This is a genomic window from Bacillus sp. JAS24-2 (assembly GCF_008274905.1).
GTDB classification, from domain to species: Bacteria; Bacillota; Bacilli; order Bacillales; family Bacillaceae_G; genus Bacillus_A; species Bacillus_A cereus.
This window is the reverse complement of sequence record NZ_CP031068.1, coordinates 4,153,775-4,169,881: the sequence shown is the minus strand read 5'-3', so window position 1 is coordinate 4,169,881 and position 16,107 is coordinate 4,153,775. Positions and strand designations below refer to the sequence as shown.

Here is a 16,107-nt window from a genome sequence, read left to right as displayed (position 1 = left end):
GATTAGATTGAGAATTGCTGTAATTGGAGCAATGGAAGAAGAAGTACGTATTTTACGTGACAAATTAGAACAAGCAGAGACAGAAACGGTTGCAGGTTGTGAATTTACGAAAGGGCTATTAGCAGGGCATGAAGTAATCTTGTTAAAGTCTGGTATTGGTAAAGTAAACGCAGCGATGTCAACGACAATTTTATTAGAAAAATATAAGCCTGAAAAAGTAATTAATACTGGTTCAGCTGGTGGATTCCATCATTCTCTAAACGTTGGTGATGTAGTTATTTCCACTGAAGTTCGTCACCATGACGTAGATGTAACAGCATTTAACTATGAATATGGTCAAGTACCAGGAATGCCGCCTGGATTTAAAGCTGATGAGGCGTTAGTTGCATTAGCTGAGAAATGTATGCAGGCTGAAGAAAATATTCAAGTTGTAAAAGGTATGATTGCAACAGGTGATTCATTTATGAGTGATCCGAACCGCGTTGCAGCCATCCGTGATAAATTTGAAAATCTTTATGCGGTAGAAATGGAAGCAGCAGCTGTTGCACAAGTATGCCACCAATATGAAATTCCGTTTGTTATCATTCGCGCACTTTCTGATATTGCTGGTAAAGAATCAAATGTTTCATTTGATCAGTTTTTAGATCAAGCAGCTCTTCATTCTACAAACTTTATCGTAAAAGTGTTAGAAGAGTTAAAGTAATGTAACAAAAAGGCAACTGTCTCATATAAAGAAAATACATACAGTTGCCTTTTCTTTATTGGCAAACAAGGGGGAGAACACGATGAATGTATATCGTGGAGTTCATGAGTTAATTGGTCATACACCAATTGTAGAAATTACTCGTTTTTCACTTCCGAAAGGAGTCCGTTTATTTGCAAAGCTTGAATTTTATAACCCAGGCGGAAGCGTTAAGGATCGTTTAGGAAGAGAATTAATCGAAGATGCGCTAGAAAAAGGGCTTGTGACCCAGGGTGGAACAATTATTGAACCGACTGCTGGGAATACTGGTATTGGACTGGCACTTGCAGCATTAGAACATGATTTACGTGTTATTGTTTGTGTACCAGAGAAATTTAGTATTGAAAAACAAGAATTAATGAAAGCACTAGGTGCAACGGTCGTGCATACACCGACTGAGCAAGGAATGACCGGTGCAATTGCTAAAGCAAAAGAGTTAGTAAATGAACTACCGAATTCATACTCTCCAAGTCAGTTCGCAAATGAGGCAAATCCTCGTGCATATTTTAAAACACTAGGACCTGAACTGTGGGACGCATTGAATGGAGAGATTAACATATTTGTTGCTGGAGCAGGAACTGGCGGTACGTTTATGGGGACTGCATCTTATTTGAAAGAAAAAAATATAGATATTAAAACAGTTATCGTAGAGCCAGAAGGATCTATTTTAAATGGTGGTAAGGCTGGTTCACATGAGACCGAAGGAATTGGACTGGAATTTATCCCGCCATTTTTGAAGACATCTTATTTTGATGAAATTCATACGATTTCTGATCGAAATGCATTTTTACGAGTGAAAGAATTAGCGCAAAAAGAAGGACTTCTCGTTGGGAGCTCTTCAGGAGCAGCATTTCATGCGAGCTTACTTGAGGCCGAGAAGGCAGCACCAGGTACAAATATTATAACGATTTTTCCTGATAGCAGTGAGCGCTATTTAAGTAAAGACATATACAAAGGATGGGAATAAAAAATGAGAGCAAAGACAAAGTTAATTCATGGTATTCGCATAGGAGAACCTTCAACTGGATCTGTAAACGTACCGATTTATCAAACAAGTACGTACAAACAAGAAGCAGTTGGTAAGCATCAAGGATATGAATATTCACGTACAGGTAACCCAACACGTGCAGCTTTAGAAGAAATGATTGCTGTATTAGAAAATGGGCATGCTGGATTTGCATTTGGTTCAGGAATGGCTGCTATTACAGCGACAATTATGTTGTTCTCAAAAGGTGACCACGTTATTTTAACAGATGATGTTTATGGCGGAACATACCGCGTTATTACGAAAGTATTAAACCGTTTCGGTATTGAGCATACATTTGTAGATACAACAAACTTAGAGGAAGTTGAAGAAGCGATTCGTCCAAATACGAAAGCAATTTATGTGGAAACACCAACGAACCCACTACTAAAAATTACTGATATTAAGAAAATATCTACTCTTGCTAAAGAGAAAGACCTATTAACAATTATTGATAACACATTCATGACGCCATATTGGCAGTCGCCGATTTCTTTAGGAGCAGATATTGTGCTTCATAGTGCAACGAAATATTTAGGAGGTCATAGTGATGTAGTTGCAGGTTTAGTAGTTGTAAATAGCCCACAACTAGCAGAAGATCTTCACTTTGTACAAAACTCAACAGGAGGTATTCTTGGGCCACAAGATAGCTTCTTACTACTTCGCGGTTTAAAAACATTAGGAATTCGTATGGAAGAACATGAAACGAATTCACGTGCTATTGCTGAGTTCTTAAATAATCATCCAAAAGTAAATAAAGTATATTACCCAGGTCTTGAATCACATCAAAATCACGAATTAGCAACAGAACAAGCAAACGGGTTTGGTGCTATTATCTCATTTGATGTAGATAGTGAAGAAACATTAAATAAAGTACTTGAGAAACTACAATACTTTACACTTGCTGAAAGCTTAGGAGCGGTAGAAAGTTTAATTTCTATTCCATCTCAAATGACACATGCATCAATCCCAGCTGATCGCCGCAAAGAATTAGGAATTACAGATACATTAATTCGTATTTCTGTCGGTATTGAAGATGGTGAAGATTTAATTGAAGATTTAGCACAAGCGCTAGCATAATAAAAAATGCACTGCTCTATATTAGCAGTGCGTTTTTTTATTACGTCTTTTTGTGAAATATTTCACAAAATAGACATACACAAACGAAATGATTTCATGTATATTGAATTCAGGAAACGTTACTCACGAACAAACTTGTGAAACTTTTCACAAACAATGAAATTCATGTAGGAAAGCATCTCTATTTTTTTGTGTTATTTGGGACTTATTTTGACCTACAGGGACATATAAGGACCGTAATAGTAGAATAGGAGGAAATTCACATGGTAGTCAAAGAGAAAGTTGTAAATGAAATGCAGGAAGTAAAAAAGATGATTGATACGCTAGTTAATAATGGTCAACAAGCTTTACAAGCATTAGAAAGTTTTACACAAGAGGAAATTGACAACATTGTTCATGAAATGGCATTAGCAGGTGTTGATCAACATATGCCGCTAGCAAAATTGGCAGTTGAAGAAACTGGCCGTGGTGTATATGAAGACAAATGCATTAAAAATATTTTTGCCACTGAATATATTTGGCATAGTATAAAGCAAGATAAAACGGTAGGGATTATTCACGAAGATCCTCATGAAGAAATAATAGAAATCGCGGAACCTGTCGGTGTAGTAGCTGGAGTAACACCAGTAACGAATCCAACGTCGACAACAATGTTTAAAGCGTTAATTGCGATAAAAACAAGAAATCCAATTATTTTCGCATTTCATCCTTCCGCACAAAAATGTTCTGTGGCAGCAGCGAAAACCGTATATGATGCAGCGATGAAAGCTGGTGCACCAAAACACTGTATTCAATGGATTGAAAGACCGTCTGTTGAAGCGACGAAACAATTGATGAACCATGATGGTGTAGCACTCGTTCTAGCAACTGGAGGCGCTGGTATGGTGAAGTCAGCTTACTCTACTGGAAAACCAGCGTTAGGCGTTGGTCCTGGTAATGTACCGTGTTATATAGAAAAATCAGCACATGTAAAACGAGCTGTTAATGATTTGATTTTATCAAAAACATTTGATAACGGTATGATTTGTGCATCGGAACAAGCAATCATTGTCGATAAAGAAATTTATGATGATGTTAAAACAGAAATGATTGAAAACAGTTGTTACTTTGTAACAGAAGAAGAAAGAAAAAAATTAGAAAAGCTCGTTATAAATGAAAATACATGTGCAGTAAATAGTGATATTGTAGGGAAATCAGCACAGTATATTGCCGATTTAGTTGGGATCACTGTTCCTGGACATACAAAAATGCTTGTAGCTGAAATTCAAGGTATCGGAGCAGCATATCCGTTATCCCGTGAGAAACTGAGTCCAGTATTAGCTTGTGTGAAGGCAAATTCATTAGAAGAAGGATTTACATATTGCGAAGAAATGTTGAACCTCGGTGGTTTAGGACATTCAGCAGTTATCCATTCTACAAATAAAGATGTGCAAAAGCAATTTGGGTTACGTATGAAAGCTTGCCGTCTCATTGTAAATGCACCTTCATCACAAGGTGGAATAGGGGATATATATAATGGATTTATTCCATCACTTACACTTGGTTGTGGTTCATACGGAAAGAATTCAGTTTCCCAAAATGTAACAGCGACTCATTTATTAAATATAAAAAGGCTGGCAAATAGAAAAAAGAATATGCAGTGGTTCAAACTGCCACCAAAAATTTATTTTGAAAAACATGCTACAGCTTATTTAGCAAATATGCCTAACATTTCACGTGCATTTATTGTAACGGACCCCGGAATGGTTGAACATGGCTATGTCGATACAGTCGCGCACTATTTAAACAAGCATGCAAATGATGTGAAAGTTGAAGTTTTCTTTGAGGTCGAACCAGATCCATCAGATGAAACTGTTTTCAAAGGTGCGGAAATGATGAAAAGTTTTAAGCCAGATGTAATTATCGCACTTGGTGGTGGTTCAGCTATGGATGCAGCAAAAGGAATGTGGTTATTCTATGAGCATCCAGAAACGACATTCTATGGTATTAAACAGAAATTTTTAGATATAAGAAAACGTACATGTAAATATCCGGAATTAGGAAATAAGGCGCAGTTTGTTGCGATTCCAACGACATCAGGAACGGGATCAGAAGTGACACCATTTGCGGTTATTACAGATAAGAAAAATAATATAAAGTATCCGCTCGCAGATTATGAATTAACACCAGATGTAGCAATTGTTGATCCACAATTTGTAATGACAGTACCACCACATGTAACAGCAGATACTGGTATGGATGTTTTAACACATGCAATTGAGGCGTATGTGTCTGTTATGGCAAATGACTATACAGATGGATTAGCATTAAAAGCTATTGATCTCGTATTCAAATATTTACCGAGAGCATATAAAGATGGAAATGATGAAGAAGCAAGAGAAAAAATGCATAACGCTTCTGCAATTGCAGGGATGGCATTTGCAAATGCTTTCCTCGGTATTAATCACAGCTTAGCACATAAGATTGGACCAGAATTCCATATTCCGCACGGACGCGCAAATGCCATTCTAATGCCGCACGTAGTCCGCTATAATGCTATTAAGCCAAGAAAACACGCATTGTTCCCAAAATATGAGCACTTTGTGGCAGATGAAAGATATGCACATATAGCGAGAATGCTCGGGCTTCCAGCAAGTTCGGCAGCAGAAGGGGTGGAATCACTCGTCCAAGCAATTATTGAGCTTGGAAAAAGCTTAAATATTAATATGAGTATTGCGGGACAAGGAGTCGATAAAGAGCAATTTGAAGAGGTTGTTGGAGTATTAGCAGAAAGAGCTTTTGAAGATCAATGTACAACTGCTAATCCAAAGTTACCGCTTATTTCAGAGCTGAAAGAAATTTATATGGAAGCATATAAAGGTGAATAATGATAAAAAAAGAGCCGCAGTAAAAGCGGCTCTTTTTTTATTGGAAAACATCTCCCAGAATGGCTGTATTTACTGGTCTTTCAGTTTCATAGAATATGATACAGTGAAATGGAGGAGTGAGAATATAATGAAAGAATTAAAAGGAAAAATAGAAGATTATACTCGGTTTGGACAAATGCTTCTCGCTGTAAGTACATTGTTAATGGTTGGCTTATTGATTCCGAGTGGAGCAAAAGAGACAATCCAATTTTTTGTTATGATGGGGAGCATCGTTATATTTTTAAGCTTATCGTTCTTTTTCTTTCAGCGTGTGAAAGTGATGCGTGACCAGCTAGAGGAAAATGAATGTGAATAATATTGTTAACTAGAGCGCAGCGAAAAGAAAAAATCTTTTTGTCGCGCTTTTTGTTTTTTTGTAGGAAAATATATGCGTTTCGTGTTGACAATGATAATCCTTATCAATTAAAGTAGAATAGTAGTTAATGATTATCATTATCAATTAGAGGTGAAGGAATGAAAAAATCTATTACGCTATTTACAGCGATTTTATCTATTTTTTTCTTGTTAATAGGTTGCAGTGCCAAAGGGGACGAAAAAGCGTCTGCAACCAAAACAGAAAAAGGAAAAGAGAAAATCGAAATTACCGACCTATCAGGAAGAAAGGTAACATTCGATAAAGTGCCAGAAAGTTTTGCAACATTAAGTATGGGGGACATGGATATTATTCATGCTTTAGGTGGAAAAATAGTAGGTCGCCCGGATACGAAATTAACTCTTCCAGATGAGCTAAAGAAAGCACAAGTAATTGGGAATGCACATCAACCGAATTTTGAGCAAATTGCTAGTTTAAAGCCCGATGTACTTGTTGCTAACAATGGATTCCAAAAGAATGTGCCAACGGTTGAAGGACAAGGAACGCAAGTTATCATTTCTTCTGCGAATTCTGTACAAGATATTCAAAAAAATATTGAATTATATGGAACGGTAATGAAGAAAGAAGATAAAGCAAAAGAAATTAATCAAAAAATGAATGATCAAATGAAGAAATATGAGAAAAAGAGCGATGCGAAAGCATTGCTAGTGTATGGCGCACCAGGAACTTATTTAGCGGCATTACCAACATCTTTATCAGGTGATATTTTAGAAAAAACAGGCGGAAAAAATATTGCTTCTGATTTTCCAGAAACGAAAGAATATCCGCAATATGCACAGCTAAGTGTAGAACGTATTATTGAGGCGAATCCAGATGTGATTTATTTAATTACACACGGAGATCCAAAAAGTGTGAAAAAAGCATTCGAAGGCGAAATGATGAAAAATGAAGCGTGGAAAAATTTAGAGGCAGTAAAACAAAACCGCGTAGTTATTTTGCCACCTGATTTATTTGGATCTAATCCTGGTACAAAAGTTACAGAAGCAATGGACTTTATGTATAAAAGTATACAAGATGTAAGGAAATGATACTATGGAAAGTAGTGAAGTAGTAAGAGAAAAGGAACATCCTTTTGCGAAAAAAAGATGGATAATAGCAGTTACTTTAGTTGTATTAACAATCCTAGGTCTCTTTTACGGTCTTTTCGCAGGAAGTTTATCCTTTTCTGTACGAGATATTCTAACGGGTATACAAGATGAAGGTTCGACAGTTCATCGAATTGTATGGGATCTTCGCATACCGAGAGTGCTCATTGGGTTTATAGTAGGAACATGTTTAGCTGCATCTGGTACACTGCTACAAGGAGTTATGAGAAACCCTCTTGCAGATCCTGGTATTATCGGAGTTTCATCTGGGGCAGGCCTTGTAGCAATTGTCATCATGATTTTATTCCCACAGCATCTAGCTTTTTTACCACTAGGGGCGTTTTTAGGATCTTTCATAACAGCGATGGTTATTTATGCTTTATCATGGCAAAAAGGGGCACCACCTTCAAAAATCGTCTTAGTAGGGGTGTCGATCAATGCATTAATTGGTGCAGCAACGTCAGCATTAATGTTATTACATAGTGACAAAGTACAATCGGTGTTACCGTGGCTAGCGGGTGGTATTGGTGGTGTAAGTTGGGCACATTTAAATATGATTATTTATTATGCAATATTCGCCATTATATTAGCTTTCTTTGGTATTAAGCATATTCGAGTGTTAATGCTTGGAGATGAAATGGCAAAGTTATTAGGACATAACGTGGAAAAAAGTCGGTTTTATTTAATCGTAGTAAGTACATTATTAGCTGGAATTGCAGTAAGTGTGTCTGGTCTTATTGGATTTGTCGGTCTTGTCGTACCACATATGCTACGTTTATTAGTTGGAAATGATTATAGATATTTGCTACCTTTATCATGCCTTGGCGGCGGGGTATTACTTGTTTTTGCGGATGCAATAGCTCGAAGTTGGTTTGACCCAATCGAATTGCCTGTTGGTATTTTACTGTCCTTCTTAGGTGGTCCGTTCTTCTTATATTTAATTCATAGAGGAGGAAAACAAAGTGATTTCCGTTAACAAAGTGTTTTACGCACACTCTGAAAGATTTCAAATGCAAAATATGAATGTACATATTAAGGCTGGAGAAATCGTTAGTTTAATTGGTCCGAATGGATCGGGAAAATCTACTTTGCTTCGTTTAATAGCAAGGCTACTGAAACAAAGCGAAGGGGACATCATTTTAGATGGGAAAAATATTCATATGATGAAGAGTGCTGATGTAGCGAAGCAATTAGCAATGTTACCACAAATGCATGATCATCAATTAGATTTAACAGTGAAAGAACTAATTGAGTTCGGAAGAGGTCCACATAAATCATGGAGTAGCCACTTAAATAAAGAAGATGAAGAAATTGTTGATTGGGCATTGTCTGTTACAAATCTTGAAGGGTATGAATATCGTCTTTTACATTCTTTATCAGGAGGGGAACGGCAACGTGCTTGGATTGCGATGACGCTAGCGCAACGTACAAATGTCTTATTATTGGATGAACCAACAACCTTTTTAGATATCGTTCACCAGTTGGAAGTAATGGAACTTGTGAAACGATTAAATGAGGAGTTTGGAATGACAATTATAATGGTTTTACATGACATTAACCAAGCTGCTCAATATAGCGATCGTTTACTTGTATTAAAGCGAGGAAAAGTTCAGTATGATGGTATACCAGAAGAAGTACTATGCCATGAAATGTTTCAACATGTATTTGGCATAGATGTAGATATTTTTCAGGGAAGTGACAAGCCTTTTTTTACACCGAAACGAATTTCTAAAAGGGGAGAAGAGCGATGCAAACAGAAGAGCGTATTACCATTGAATTAGTAAGAGAATTTGTTATGGCAGCTCACGGGGATTTAGAGAAAGTACAAGAGCTATTGGTTGAATCACCAAGCTTACTTCACGCCTCTTATAATTGGGGTGGATCAGATTGGGAAAGTGCGTTAGGCGCATCGGCACATGTAGGTCGTAAAGATATTGCTCTTTATTTACTAGAAAAGGGTGCTCGGATGGATATTTTTGCAGCAGCTATGCTTGGTGAATTAGAAGTTGTACAAGCTATTTTAGTAGCTCAACCAGAAGCATTGCGCGCATCTGGTCCTCATGGTATTTCTCTTCTTCAACATGCACGAATGGGTGGAGAGAAATCTAAGCGTGTATATGATTATTTAGCAATACTATCTTAATGAACGAAGGAAGTTCTTATGTGCGGTAAACTTTTCACTTGAAACAATTGGAAAGTTTACCGCCCGTTAGAACGGGATAAGTATCTAGTATATTTGAAAATCCTACACCCCCCTCAATTGTAGTTTTCTTTATGCTAGTTATGATATGGATGCAGTGGACAATATTTGTCTACTGCTTTTTTTGTTTCTATAAGATTGAATATTCTGTGTTATGTGGTTGATTCATTTACAATAAATGGTAACACTTATTGTGCATACAAAATATGATTGTGAAATTAAGAAGAAATTAGTAGAAAGGAGTGAAGGAATGTTTCATACAGACCGTTTACAAATTCGTAAATATACAATGGATGATTTACAGTTCTACGCTTCACTATGGGGAAACGAAAAAGTAATGCGCTATATTGGAAATGGGAATTTAAAAACATATATGCAATGTAAAAAAAGTTTGGAAGAGTGGGTAATTCCTAGCTATAAAAACGGCCTCGGTTTATTTGTATTAATTGAAAAGGAAACGGGGATACGGATTGGTCATGCAGGATTAGTAAAGCAGCAGATAGATGGAAAAGAGGAAATTGAAATTGGTTATTGGTTATTACCTCAGTATTGGGGAAAAGGCTATGCGAGAGAAGCAGCGGCAGCATTTCGAGACTATGGCTTCCAAGCGTTACGAATGAATAAATTGATTTCTCTTATTAATCCGGACCACCCCGCCTCAATCTTTGTTGCTAGAAAAACGGGGCTTAGTTATGAGAAAACAACTTCATTTCATGGGATGGATGTTCTCGTTTATTCCATTAGGCGCGTTGGATGAAAAAAGGTTAATTGCATTTTTTGAAGAATGGTATATAAAAATAAAGGGGGGATTACATGTACATTTATCATAATGGACTTATTATTCGTGAGGGGACGAATGGTGTACCTGCATATGCAATTAAGACTTTATTCGAAGATGCCGGTTGGAGCAATGATAATATCCCTTCTTGGCAAATTGAAAAATTCACGATAGCATTTGAAAATTCAACATGGGCATTCACAATTTGGGATGAAGAAGAGATGATTGCCATGGTTAGAGTCATTTCTGATGGAATCATGGTCGCGAACATAGTAAATTTAGTTGTGAAATGTGAATATAGAGGGAAGGGATTAGGTAAGAAACTTGTCGCTCTTTGTTTGCAAAAGCTACCACATGGTGACTGGTTTGCACATACTTCTGCGAACAATTTTGATTTTTATAGAAGCTGTGGATTTGAAGTTAGAGAGCTATCGAGAAATGGAACATGTGCGTATTATGGATATCAAGTCGCGAAAAGAGATGGTCACCGATAAATGAATGAAAAGTAAAAGTTTAGCGAGGTAATTTTGAGGATTTGATAATAGAGAATGGATTGAGGCACATTTTATGATAAAATAAAAGAAAATTCTGTTTATTATTAGGGGGATAAAAATGAGTATAAAAGTTGGGGATGTATTTAAATATGAAAGAAGATTTACTGAGGAAGAGGTGTTTGAATTTGCAAATATTACCGGAGATAAAGGTAGACACCATGTGGAATATGATGAAAATGGAAGATTAATGGTCCATGGTTTATTGACTGCTAGCATTGGAACGAAAGTAGGCGAAGAATTACATTACATAGCAAGAGAATTAGTAAGTGAGTTTATTAGACCAGTTTTCACAGGAGATACAATCACTTGTGAATTAACTTTAACAAATGTTGAGCAAATGGAAGGCTATAAAAAAGTTTCAATCGAGTCAGTTTATCGCAATCAACACGAAAAGACTGTACTAGTGGGGACAAGTTATGGAATTATAAGGGGATAAAAAAGAAGCCTGTTTAGCAGGCTTCTTTTTTATTATTTAGTAAACACGTTTTCGATTTTCCGCATAACTAGAGATGAGTAGTAATGCAGTTTCTTCTCCTATATTACGAACAATATGAGGAACGCATGCATTCCATGAGAAAGAATCACCTTCTTCTACAATTGCAATATCTTCACCGTGCTGAACTTCTAGTTTTCCGCGTAATACAAGGTGACATTCTTCCCCTTCATGGGCATTTGGTGAGTTTTCTTTCGGGAATCCAGTAGGGATTTCTACTAAAGATAGGCGAAGGCCCCCTTGCTCCGCAACATGTTCAATTCTTTGCTCATCTTTGCCGTATACACTGTATTTCCGTTCTTCTTTTTTGACAATTTTTAATCGATCTTTTTGCTCTAACAATAAATAGGGAAGGGGAACGTTTAAAAAATTGGAGATCGTTTCTAAAGTTGAGATAGATGGTGATGTTTTATTATTTTCAACCTGACTCATAAATCCTTTAGAAAGACCTGTTCCCTCACAAATTTGTGCGATTGTTATGCCTCTACGTTGACGAATTTCACGTATTGCAGAACCAATATTCATAAAATCAAGCTCCTTTTTGTAAACAACTATTTGTATCATAGCAAAAAAAATATATTTTTTCCCAGTGAAAATGAATTGACGAATAAAAAAAATTAGTGTATGTTTTGTAATGTGAATAAAAGTTTTGTATAAGAAAACTATAAAGGAGAGAAAGAAATGAATCAACATATTGGTAACTTAATTATTCGTATCGTGTTAGGGGTAACATTCTTCATGCACGGTTTAACAAAATTCCAATCAGGAATTGACAATATTGCAGGGTGGTTTACAAGCATTGGTTTACCAGGAGGACTTGCATACGGTGTAGCAACATTTGAATTAGTTGGAGGCCTATTATTAATTCTAGGTTTAGGTGTAAGATATATTGGATTATTATTTGCACTTGTTATGGTTGGAGCAATCGTAAAAGTGAAATGGTCAGCTGGTTTATTGGGAGATGGAAAAAATCCTGGTTTCGAATTAGAACTTGCATTATTAGCAATGGGTGCATACTTATTTGTTGCAAAAGCTGATGGTTTTGTAGATAATTTCTTAAAAGAAAAAATGTCAAAGAAGAACTAATTTAAATGGGGGGCTAACAAGATGAGTTTTCAACTTCATCCCGATACAACACTGGATGTTGTTCATTTATACGTATCTAATGTAAAGAAATCACTAGAGTTTTATACGGAAGTACTAAGTATGAAGGTGCTAAAAGAAGAAAAAGCAGTCGTTACATTTGGGAATGAAAATGATGAACCACTTCTTATCATTGAAGAAAAGAAAGAAGCTTTTCCGAAGCAAAGAGGAAGAACAGGGTTATATCATTACGCAATTTTATTACCAAGTAGGCAGGATTTAGCGAATGTTCTTCGTCATCTTGTAGAAATGGTATATCCACTACATGGCGGGGCCGATCATTACTTTAGTGAAGCTCTTTATTTAGCTGATCCAGATGGAAACGGGATTGAAATTTATCATGATCGACAAAAAGAAGTTTGGCGTGATGAGAATGGAGAGCTCCCATTTGTTAGTAACCCGTTAGCTGGTGAAGAATTATTGCAGCAAGGAAGTACATGGAGTGGATTTCCAGCTGGTACTGTGATGGGGCATATTCATTTCCATGTAGCTGATTTAGAGGAAGCGAAACGTTTCTATGTTGATGGTCTTGGTTTTGAAGTAACAATCCCAGCTCGTAATGGAGCGTTGTTCGTATCAGCAGGTGGCTATCATCACCATATCGGTTTAAATACATGGCAAGGTGAAGGGGTACCACCGCAAATGCCAGGTTCTGTTGGTTTGAAATATTTCACAATTGTATTAGCGGATGAAAAACAAAAAGAGCAAGTATGTGAAAGCTTAAAAAATATTGGTAAGATTGCTACGTACAAAGATGGAATATTACAAGTCGAGGATCCATTTGGACATTGTATCCATTTCCAAATAAAAGGAGAAGCCTAAAAAGGCTTCTCTTTTTTATTTTCTTATAATTGCATTTTCGTTTTGTAAAAATAGTTCATCAAATTGTTTTGCAAGCTCAAAATCTAGTTTCGTTAAACCTTTTGCATTCCAAGATGACAAAGTAATAATAACTGCTTTATACTGGATAAGGATAAATGGATGGTGATTATGTTCTTCTGATAGTTTGGCGGCTTCAGAGACAAATTCGACTCCTTTTAAGTAGTCGGAAAACATATATTTTCGTTCAATCCATTTCTCATCTTTTACCATCCATTTATCTACCTTCAATAATTCCTCGTGAACTTCTTCTTCAGTTAATCTTAGCATCATTTTTCACATCCTTTATTGGAAGTAACGCAAGACCATTGTTAATAAGGCGTGTTACAGCTTCGTCAGTTGTGAAAGTAGAAAGTTGATGTAGTAATGCTGCAGATGTTTCATGCCCTTTGTTATGCTCTAAAAGTAACTCTAATACTTCAAGGCGCAGCAACCATTCTTTCGCATAAAATTTATTTAATACTTCTTGGATTGCTACTAATTGATCGATATGCGCGTCGTGTAAAATCCCCTCACTTCGAATATCTCGAACTGTTTGATACATACGCTCGAGTTCATTCAGTACAAGCGGAGCAGGAATTTCTTGAACTTCTTCATCCATTGGGAAAAATGCTGCTGCATCTGCGGCACCTGGGAATACTGAAGTGATTTGTGAGCCAACAGCCATATCAAATGCGCCCCATGAAGCATCAAATAAAACGCGGGCGTTATAAGTAACTGTGCAATCGATAAAGGAAATAAGAGCAATTTTCTTATCATTTTTCACAATATCTGTTACTGTTCCTTTTACATGAATACCACTTGCAAAAGTAAACTCAGCGATAGTTCCAATTTTAATTCCTAATGATTGTAGTTGTTCGTCTGTACAATTTTCTAATGCAATATTTTCAGTAAGTAATCCAATCGGTGTTCCAAATCCGTCACTGTGTACAGAAGTAGAATGATTCGCTAACTGTTTATTATGAAGCGCTAATGCCGTTGGCGAATTTGTTCGCATGTAAATTAATTCACCTGCATCGTTTTCAATTGTCTCGCTAAATGTACCTGTAATTTGTAATCCACTATTTAGCTCAGCTGTTGCATAGTTCTCAGAGCGAATTGCTTTTTCTAAACCTTCTTTTCCACCTGTTTTAAAGGCCATTGTTTTAGAAAATGTTTCAAGCGCATCTGTTAATTCTTCAAAGGATTCACAAACAAATAGTTGTGGTTGCATTTTTGTTACGTCATAAGTTGTCCCTGTACATGCTTCGATAGAAAATGGAACCTTTTCTACAGCGTCTGTTAAGCAATGTTTGCTTTCACCAACAGAAGAAAGGAGACCAGCACCATATATCTTTGGATCATCTATATTTCCGATCAATCCATATTCTACTGTCCACCAGAAAAGACGTGAAATTTGTTCAGCTTCCGATAAACCAGAAACTAACTTTTGTTTTTCAATTACAGCATTTTCAGCAGCCTTAACTTCATCAGGAGTAGAAGTAGGGCTTTCTTTTACTATCGTTAATGTACGAACAGCTTCAAATGCATCATGTTCTTCTTTTGTAGAGAAAGCTTTTGCACCAATTTGCCCAAAACGTTTCACATATTTTGCATATGTAGGATCAAGTAAAATCGGTGCGTGTCCTGCGGCTTCATGTACGATATCTGGAGCTGGTGTGTACTCGATATTTTCTACTTTCCGGATATCTGTTGCAATCGGTAGTAATCCGTGTCCTTGAAAATCGAAGAATGCTACGCCAGGAATAAGTCCGTCAATTGTTACAGCGCCCCAGCCGCTTGGTGCCAAACACTCATTCATTTCTTCTACTTTTGGAATTGCATCTATATTAATACCAGATGATTGTAGTCCGTTCACATAGGCTGGATGAGCAACGTCTTTTAAGAAGCTATGATTTTGTCTCATAATGTAACGCCACACAGCGTGATTCACCGGTGTGTATTGATCATAATGTTGTGTGGATACAAATGGTTTTAAATGCGATGGAATTTCTGTTTTCTTTGTCATTTAGACATCCTCCTTTTTTTCAATAAAATTGAATATCGATTTCGTATAGCTTGTATCACCCCCTTTCATTTTTTGTAAGCGCTTATAAAATTTTATCATAAGATTCGGAATTATTTAACATATGTTTCTGTGATAAATAGAAAAAGCCCCTATCGGAAAATCCGATAGGGGCGAAAGAATCGCGGTACCACCCTATTTGTAAGTGAAAATATACTTACATCTCAATTAATGATAACGGAAAAATTCCGTCTTTTCCTTCATGCATAAAAGCACTACGAAAAAGAAGCTCCAGAATTGTAATTCATACTTATATATGTGCTAATTTCCACCGACCATTAGCTCTCTGTAACAGGGATATAAGATACTACTGCGATTCTTTCAACGCGTATATATGAAATTGTGTAAGAGGATGGATGCAAAAAAGTCCCTATCGGAAAATCCGATAGGGACGATAAAAATCGCGGTACCACCCTATTTGTAAACAACTAATTGTTTACCACTCACTTTACGATAACGGAAAGATCCGTCTTTCTCTTCATGCATAAAAAGCATTACGGGAAAGAAGCTCCAGAATTGTAATTCACGCTTGTATATGTACTGATTCGCACCAACCATCAGTTCTCTGGGACAGTGATATAAGTCGCTACTAGCATTCCTTCAAAGCCGATATATAATTCGTTAAACTAAACTATGTTTTGTATTATAAAACTATATTAAAAAAATTGTCAACAAAAATTTTTTATCCCGTGTTAATGAGCAGTAAAATTCCTACCTCAAAATTCGGTGGGAGAATAACTGCCCGTAACCCCCGATTGGTGAAG

General features: G+C 36.6%; 17 protein-coding genes and 2 other annotated features. Of the genes, 14 read left to right on the top strand and 3 right to left on the bottom strand.

Annotated elements, in window-relative coordinates; genetic code table 11:
* The first annotated feature begins 7 nt into the window (after nt 1-7).
* From mtnN to DN407_RS21600, 12 genes are all read left to right on the top strand, one after another.
* Nucleotides 8-703, top strand: a complete 696-nt coding sequence (mtnN, locus tag DN407_RS21660; RefSeq protein ID WP_001217024.1) for a 5'-methylthioadenosine/S-adenosylhomocysteine nucleosidase — start codon at nt 8-10, stop codon at nt 701-703.
* Between the two features lie 82 nt (nt 704-785).
* Nucleotides 786-1,709 carry an O-acetylserine dependent cystathionine beta-synthase gene (locus DN407_RS21655; protein ID WP_149216626.1) on the top strand — a complete coding sequence of 308 codons (924 nt, stop codon included), beginning with the start codon at nt 786-788 and terminating at the stop codon, nt 1,707-1,709.
* Nucleotides 1,710-1,712: 3 nt separating this feature from the next.
* Nucleotides 1,713-2,846 (top strand): bifunctional cystathionine gamma-lyase/homocysteine desulfhydrase, encoded by a 1,134-nt coding sequence (locus DN407_RS21650; RefSeq protein WP_001201908.1) that lies wholly within the window; start codon nt 1,713-1,715, stop codon nt 2,844-2,846.
* Nucleotides 2,847-3,109: 263 nt separating this feature from the next.
* Nucleotides 3,110-5,713, top strand: a complete 2,604-nt coding sequence (gene adhE / locus DN407_RS21645; protein WP_048567733.1) for a bifunctional acetaldehyde-CoA/alcohol dehydrogenase — start codon at nt 3,110-3,112, stop codon at nt 5,711-5,713.
* Between the two features lie 127 nt (nt 5,714-5,840).
* Entirely contained in the window at nt 5,841-6,068 is a 228-nt protein-coding gene (locus DN407_RS21640) for a YrhC family protein (RefSeq protein ID WP_000661265.1), read from the top strand.
* Between the two features lie 158 nt (nt 6,069-6,226).
* Nucleotides 6,227-7,174: an ABC transporter substrate-binding protein gene (locus DN407_RS21630; RefSeq protein WP_000748453.1), complete on the top strand. Its 948-nt coding sequence runs from the start codon at nt 6,227-6,229 to the stop codon at nt 7,172-7,174.
* 4 nt (nt 7,175-7,178) lie between these two features.
* Nucleotides 7,179-8,207, top strand: coding sequence for a FecCD family ABC transporter permease (locus tag DN407_RS21625; protein ID WP_000445963.1), 1,029 nt, complete (start codon nt 7,179-7,181; stop codon nt 8,205-8,207).
* Nucleotides 8,194-9,012 carry an ABC transporter ATP-binding protein gene (locus DN407_RS21620; protein ID WP_097861436.1) on the top strand — a complete coding sequence of 273 codons (819 nt, stop codon included), beginning with the start codon at nt 8,194-8,196 and terminating at the stop codon, nt 9,010-9,012. The genes DN407_RS21625 and DN407_RS21620 overlap by 14 nt, the downstream gene beginning before the upstream one ends.
* On the top strand, nt 8,979-9,374 hold the full coding sequence (locus DN407_RS21615) for an ankyrin repeat domain-containing protein (protein ID WP_001192763.1): 396 nt from the start codon (nt 8,979-8,981) through the stop codon (nt 9,372-9,374). The genes DN407_RS21620 and DN407_RS21615 overlap by 34 nt, the downstream gene beginning before the upstream one ends.
* 235 nt (nt 9,375-9,609) lie before the next feature.
* Nucleotides 9,610-10,188, top strand: a complete 579-nt coding sequence (locus DN407_RS21610; protein WP_000258037.1) for a GNAT family N-acetyltransferase — start codon at nt 9,610-9,612, stop codon at nt 10,186-10,188.
* A gap of 56 nt (nt 10,189-10,244) precedes the next feature.
* Nucleotides 10,245-10,703, top strand: a complete 459-nt coding sequence (locus DN407_RS21605; RefSeq protein ID WP_000276114.1) for a GNAT family N-acetyltransferase — start codon at nt 10,245-10,247, stop codon at nt 10,701-10,703.
* 118 nt (nt 10,704-10,821) lie between these two features.
* Nucleotides 10,822-11,199, top strand: a complete 378-nt coding sequence (locus DN407_RS21600; RefSeq protein WP_000025015.1) for a hotdog family protein — start codon at nt 10,822-10,824, stop codon at nt 11,197-11,199.
* Nucleotides 11,200-11,235: 36 nt separating this feature from the next.
* Here the strand turns inward: DN407_RS21600 and DN407_RS21595 are convergent, their stop codons facing one another.
* Nucleotides 11,236-11,781, bottom strand: a complete 546-nt coding sequence (locus tag DN407_RS21595; protein WP_001020693.1) for a helix-turn-helix domain-containing protein — start codon at nt 11,779-11,781, stop codon at nt 11,236-11,238.
* A 156-nt stretch (nt 11,782-11,937) separates the two neighbouring features.
* On the opposite strand from DN407_RS21595, the gene DN407_RS21590 reads away from it, so the two are divergent.
* Complete coding sequence (locus DN407_RS21590) at nt 11,938-12,342, top strand: DoxX family protein (RefSeq protein WP_001071553.1); 405 nt, start codon at nt 11,938-11,940, stop codon at nt 12,340-12,342.
* Between the two features lie 21 nt (nt 12,343-12,363).
* Nucleotides 12,364-13,221, top strand: a complete 858-nt coding sequence (locus DN407_RS21585) for a VOC family protein (RefSeq protein ID WP_000009844.1) — start codon at nt 12,364-12,366, stop codon at nt 13,219-13,221.
* Nucleotides 13,222-13,236: 15 nt separating this feature from the next.
* On the opposite strand, the gene DN407_RS21580 is transcribed toward DN407_RS21585, so the two are convergent.
* Nucleotides 13,237-13,551, bottom strand: a complete 315-nt coding sequence (locus DN407_RS21580; RefSeq protein ID WP_000979538.1) for a 4a-hydroxytetrahydrobiopterin dehydratase — start codon at nt 13,549-13,551, stop codon at nt 13,237-13,239.
* Nucleotides 13,532-15,286: an aromatic amino acid hydroxylase gene (locus DN407_RS21575; RefSeq protein WP_000163184.1), complete on the bottom strand. Its 1,755-nt coding sequence runs from the start codon at nt 15,284-15,286 to the stop codon at nt 13,532-13,534. The genes DN407_RS21580 and DN407_RS21575 overlap by 20 nt, the downstream gene beginning before the upstream one ends.
* A 163-nt stretch (nt 15,287-15,449) precedes the next feature.
* Nucleotides 15,450-15,677 (bottom strand) — a binding site (T-box leader).
* A 50-nt stretch (nt 15,678-15,727) separates the two neighbouring features.
* Nucleotides 15,728-15,956: a binding site (T-box leader), on the bottom strand.
* Between the last annotated feature and the right edge of the window lie 151 nt (nt 15,957-16,107).

Excerpts from the sequence above, each read along its gene's own strand:
- DN407_RS21655 (WP_149216626.1), top strand. The coding sequence starts at position 786 with ATGAATGTATATCGTGGAGTTCATGAGTTAATTGGTCATACACCAATT.
- adhE (WP_048567733.1), top strand. The coding sequence starts at position 3,110 with ATGGTAGTCAAAGAGAAAGTTGTAAATGAAATGCAGGAAGTAAAAAAG.
- DN407_RS21575 (WP_000163184.1), bottom strand. The coding sequence starts at position 15,286 with ATGACAAAGAAAACAGAAATTCCATCGCATTTAAAACCATTTGTATCC.
- DN407_RS21590 (WP_001071553.1), top strand. The coding sequence starts at position 11,938 with ATGAATCAACATATTGGTAACTTAATTATTCGTATCGTGTTAGGGGTA.
- DN407_RS21585 (WP_000009844.1), top strand. The coding sequence starts at position 12,364 with ATGAGTTTTCAACTTCATCCCGATACAACACTGGATGTTGTTCATTTA.
- DN407_RS21630 (WP_000748453.1), top strand. The coding sequence starts at position 6,227 with ATGAAAAAATCTATTACGCTATTTACAGCGATTTTATCTATTTTTTTC.
- DN407_RS21610 (WP_000258037.1), top strand. The coding sequence starts at position 9,610 with ATGGTAACACTTATTGTGCATACAAAATATGATTGTGAAATTAAGAAG.
- DN407_RS21580 (WP_000979538.1), bottom strand. The coding sequence starts at position 13,551 with ATGATGCTAAGATTAACTGAAGAAGAAGTTCACGAGGAATTATTGAAG.
- DN407_RS21650 (WP_001201908.1), top strand. The coding sequence starts at position 1,713 with ATGAGAGCAAAGACAAAGTTAATTCATGGTATTCGCATAGGAGAACCT.
- DN407_RS21595 (WP_001020693.1), bottom strand. The coding sequence starts at position 11,781 with ATGAATATTGGTTCTGCAATACGTGAAATTCGTCAACGTAGAGGCATA.
- DN407_RS21600 (WP_000025015.1), top strand. The coding sequence starts at position 10,822 with ATGAGTATAAAAGTTGGGGATGTATTTAAATATGAAAGAAGATTTACT.
- DN407_RS21625 (WP_000445963.1), top strand. The coding sequence starts at position 7,179 with ATGGAAAGTAGTGAAGTAGTAAGAGAAAAGGAACATCCTTTTGCGAAA.
- DN407_RS21605 (WP_000276114.1), top strand. The coding sequence starts at position 10,245 with ATGTACATTTATCATAATGGACTTATTATTCGTGAGGGGACGAATGGT.
- DN407_RS21640 (WP_000661265.1), top strand. The coding sequence starts at position 5,841 with ATGAAAGAATTAAAAGGAAAAATAGAAGATTATACTCGGTTTGGACAA.
- DN407_RS21615 (WP_001192763.1), top strand. The coding sequence starts at position 8,979 with ATGCAAACAGAAGAGCGTATTACCATTGAATTAGTAAGAGAATTTGTT.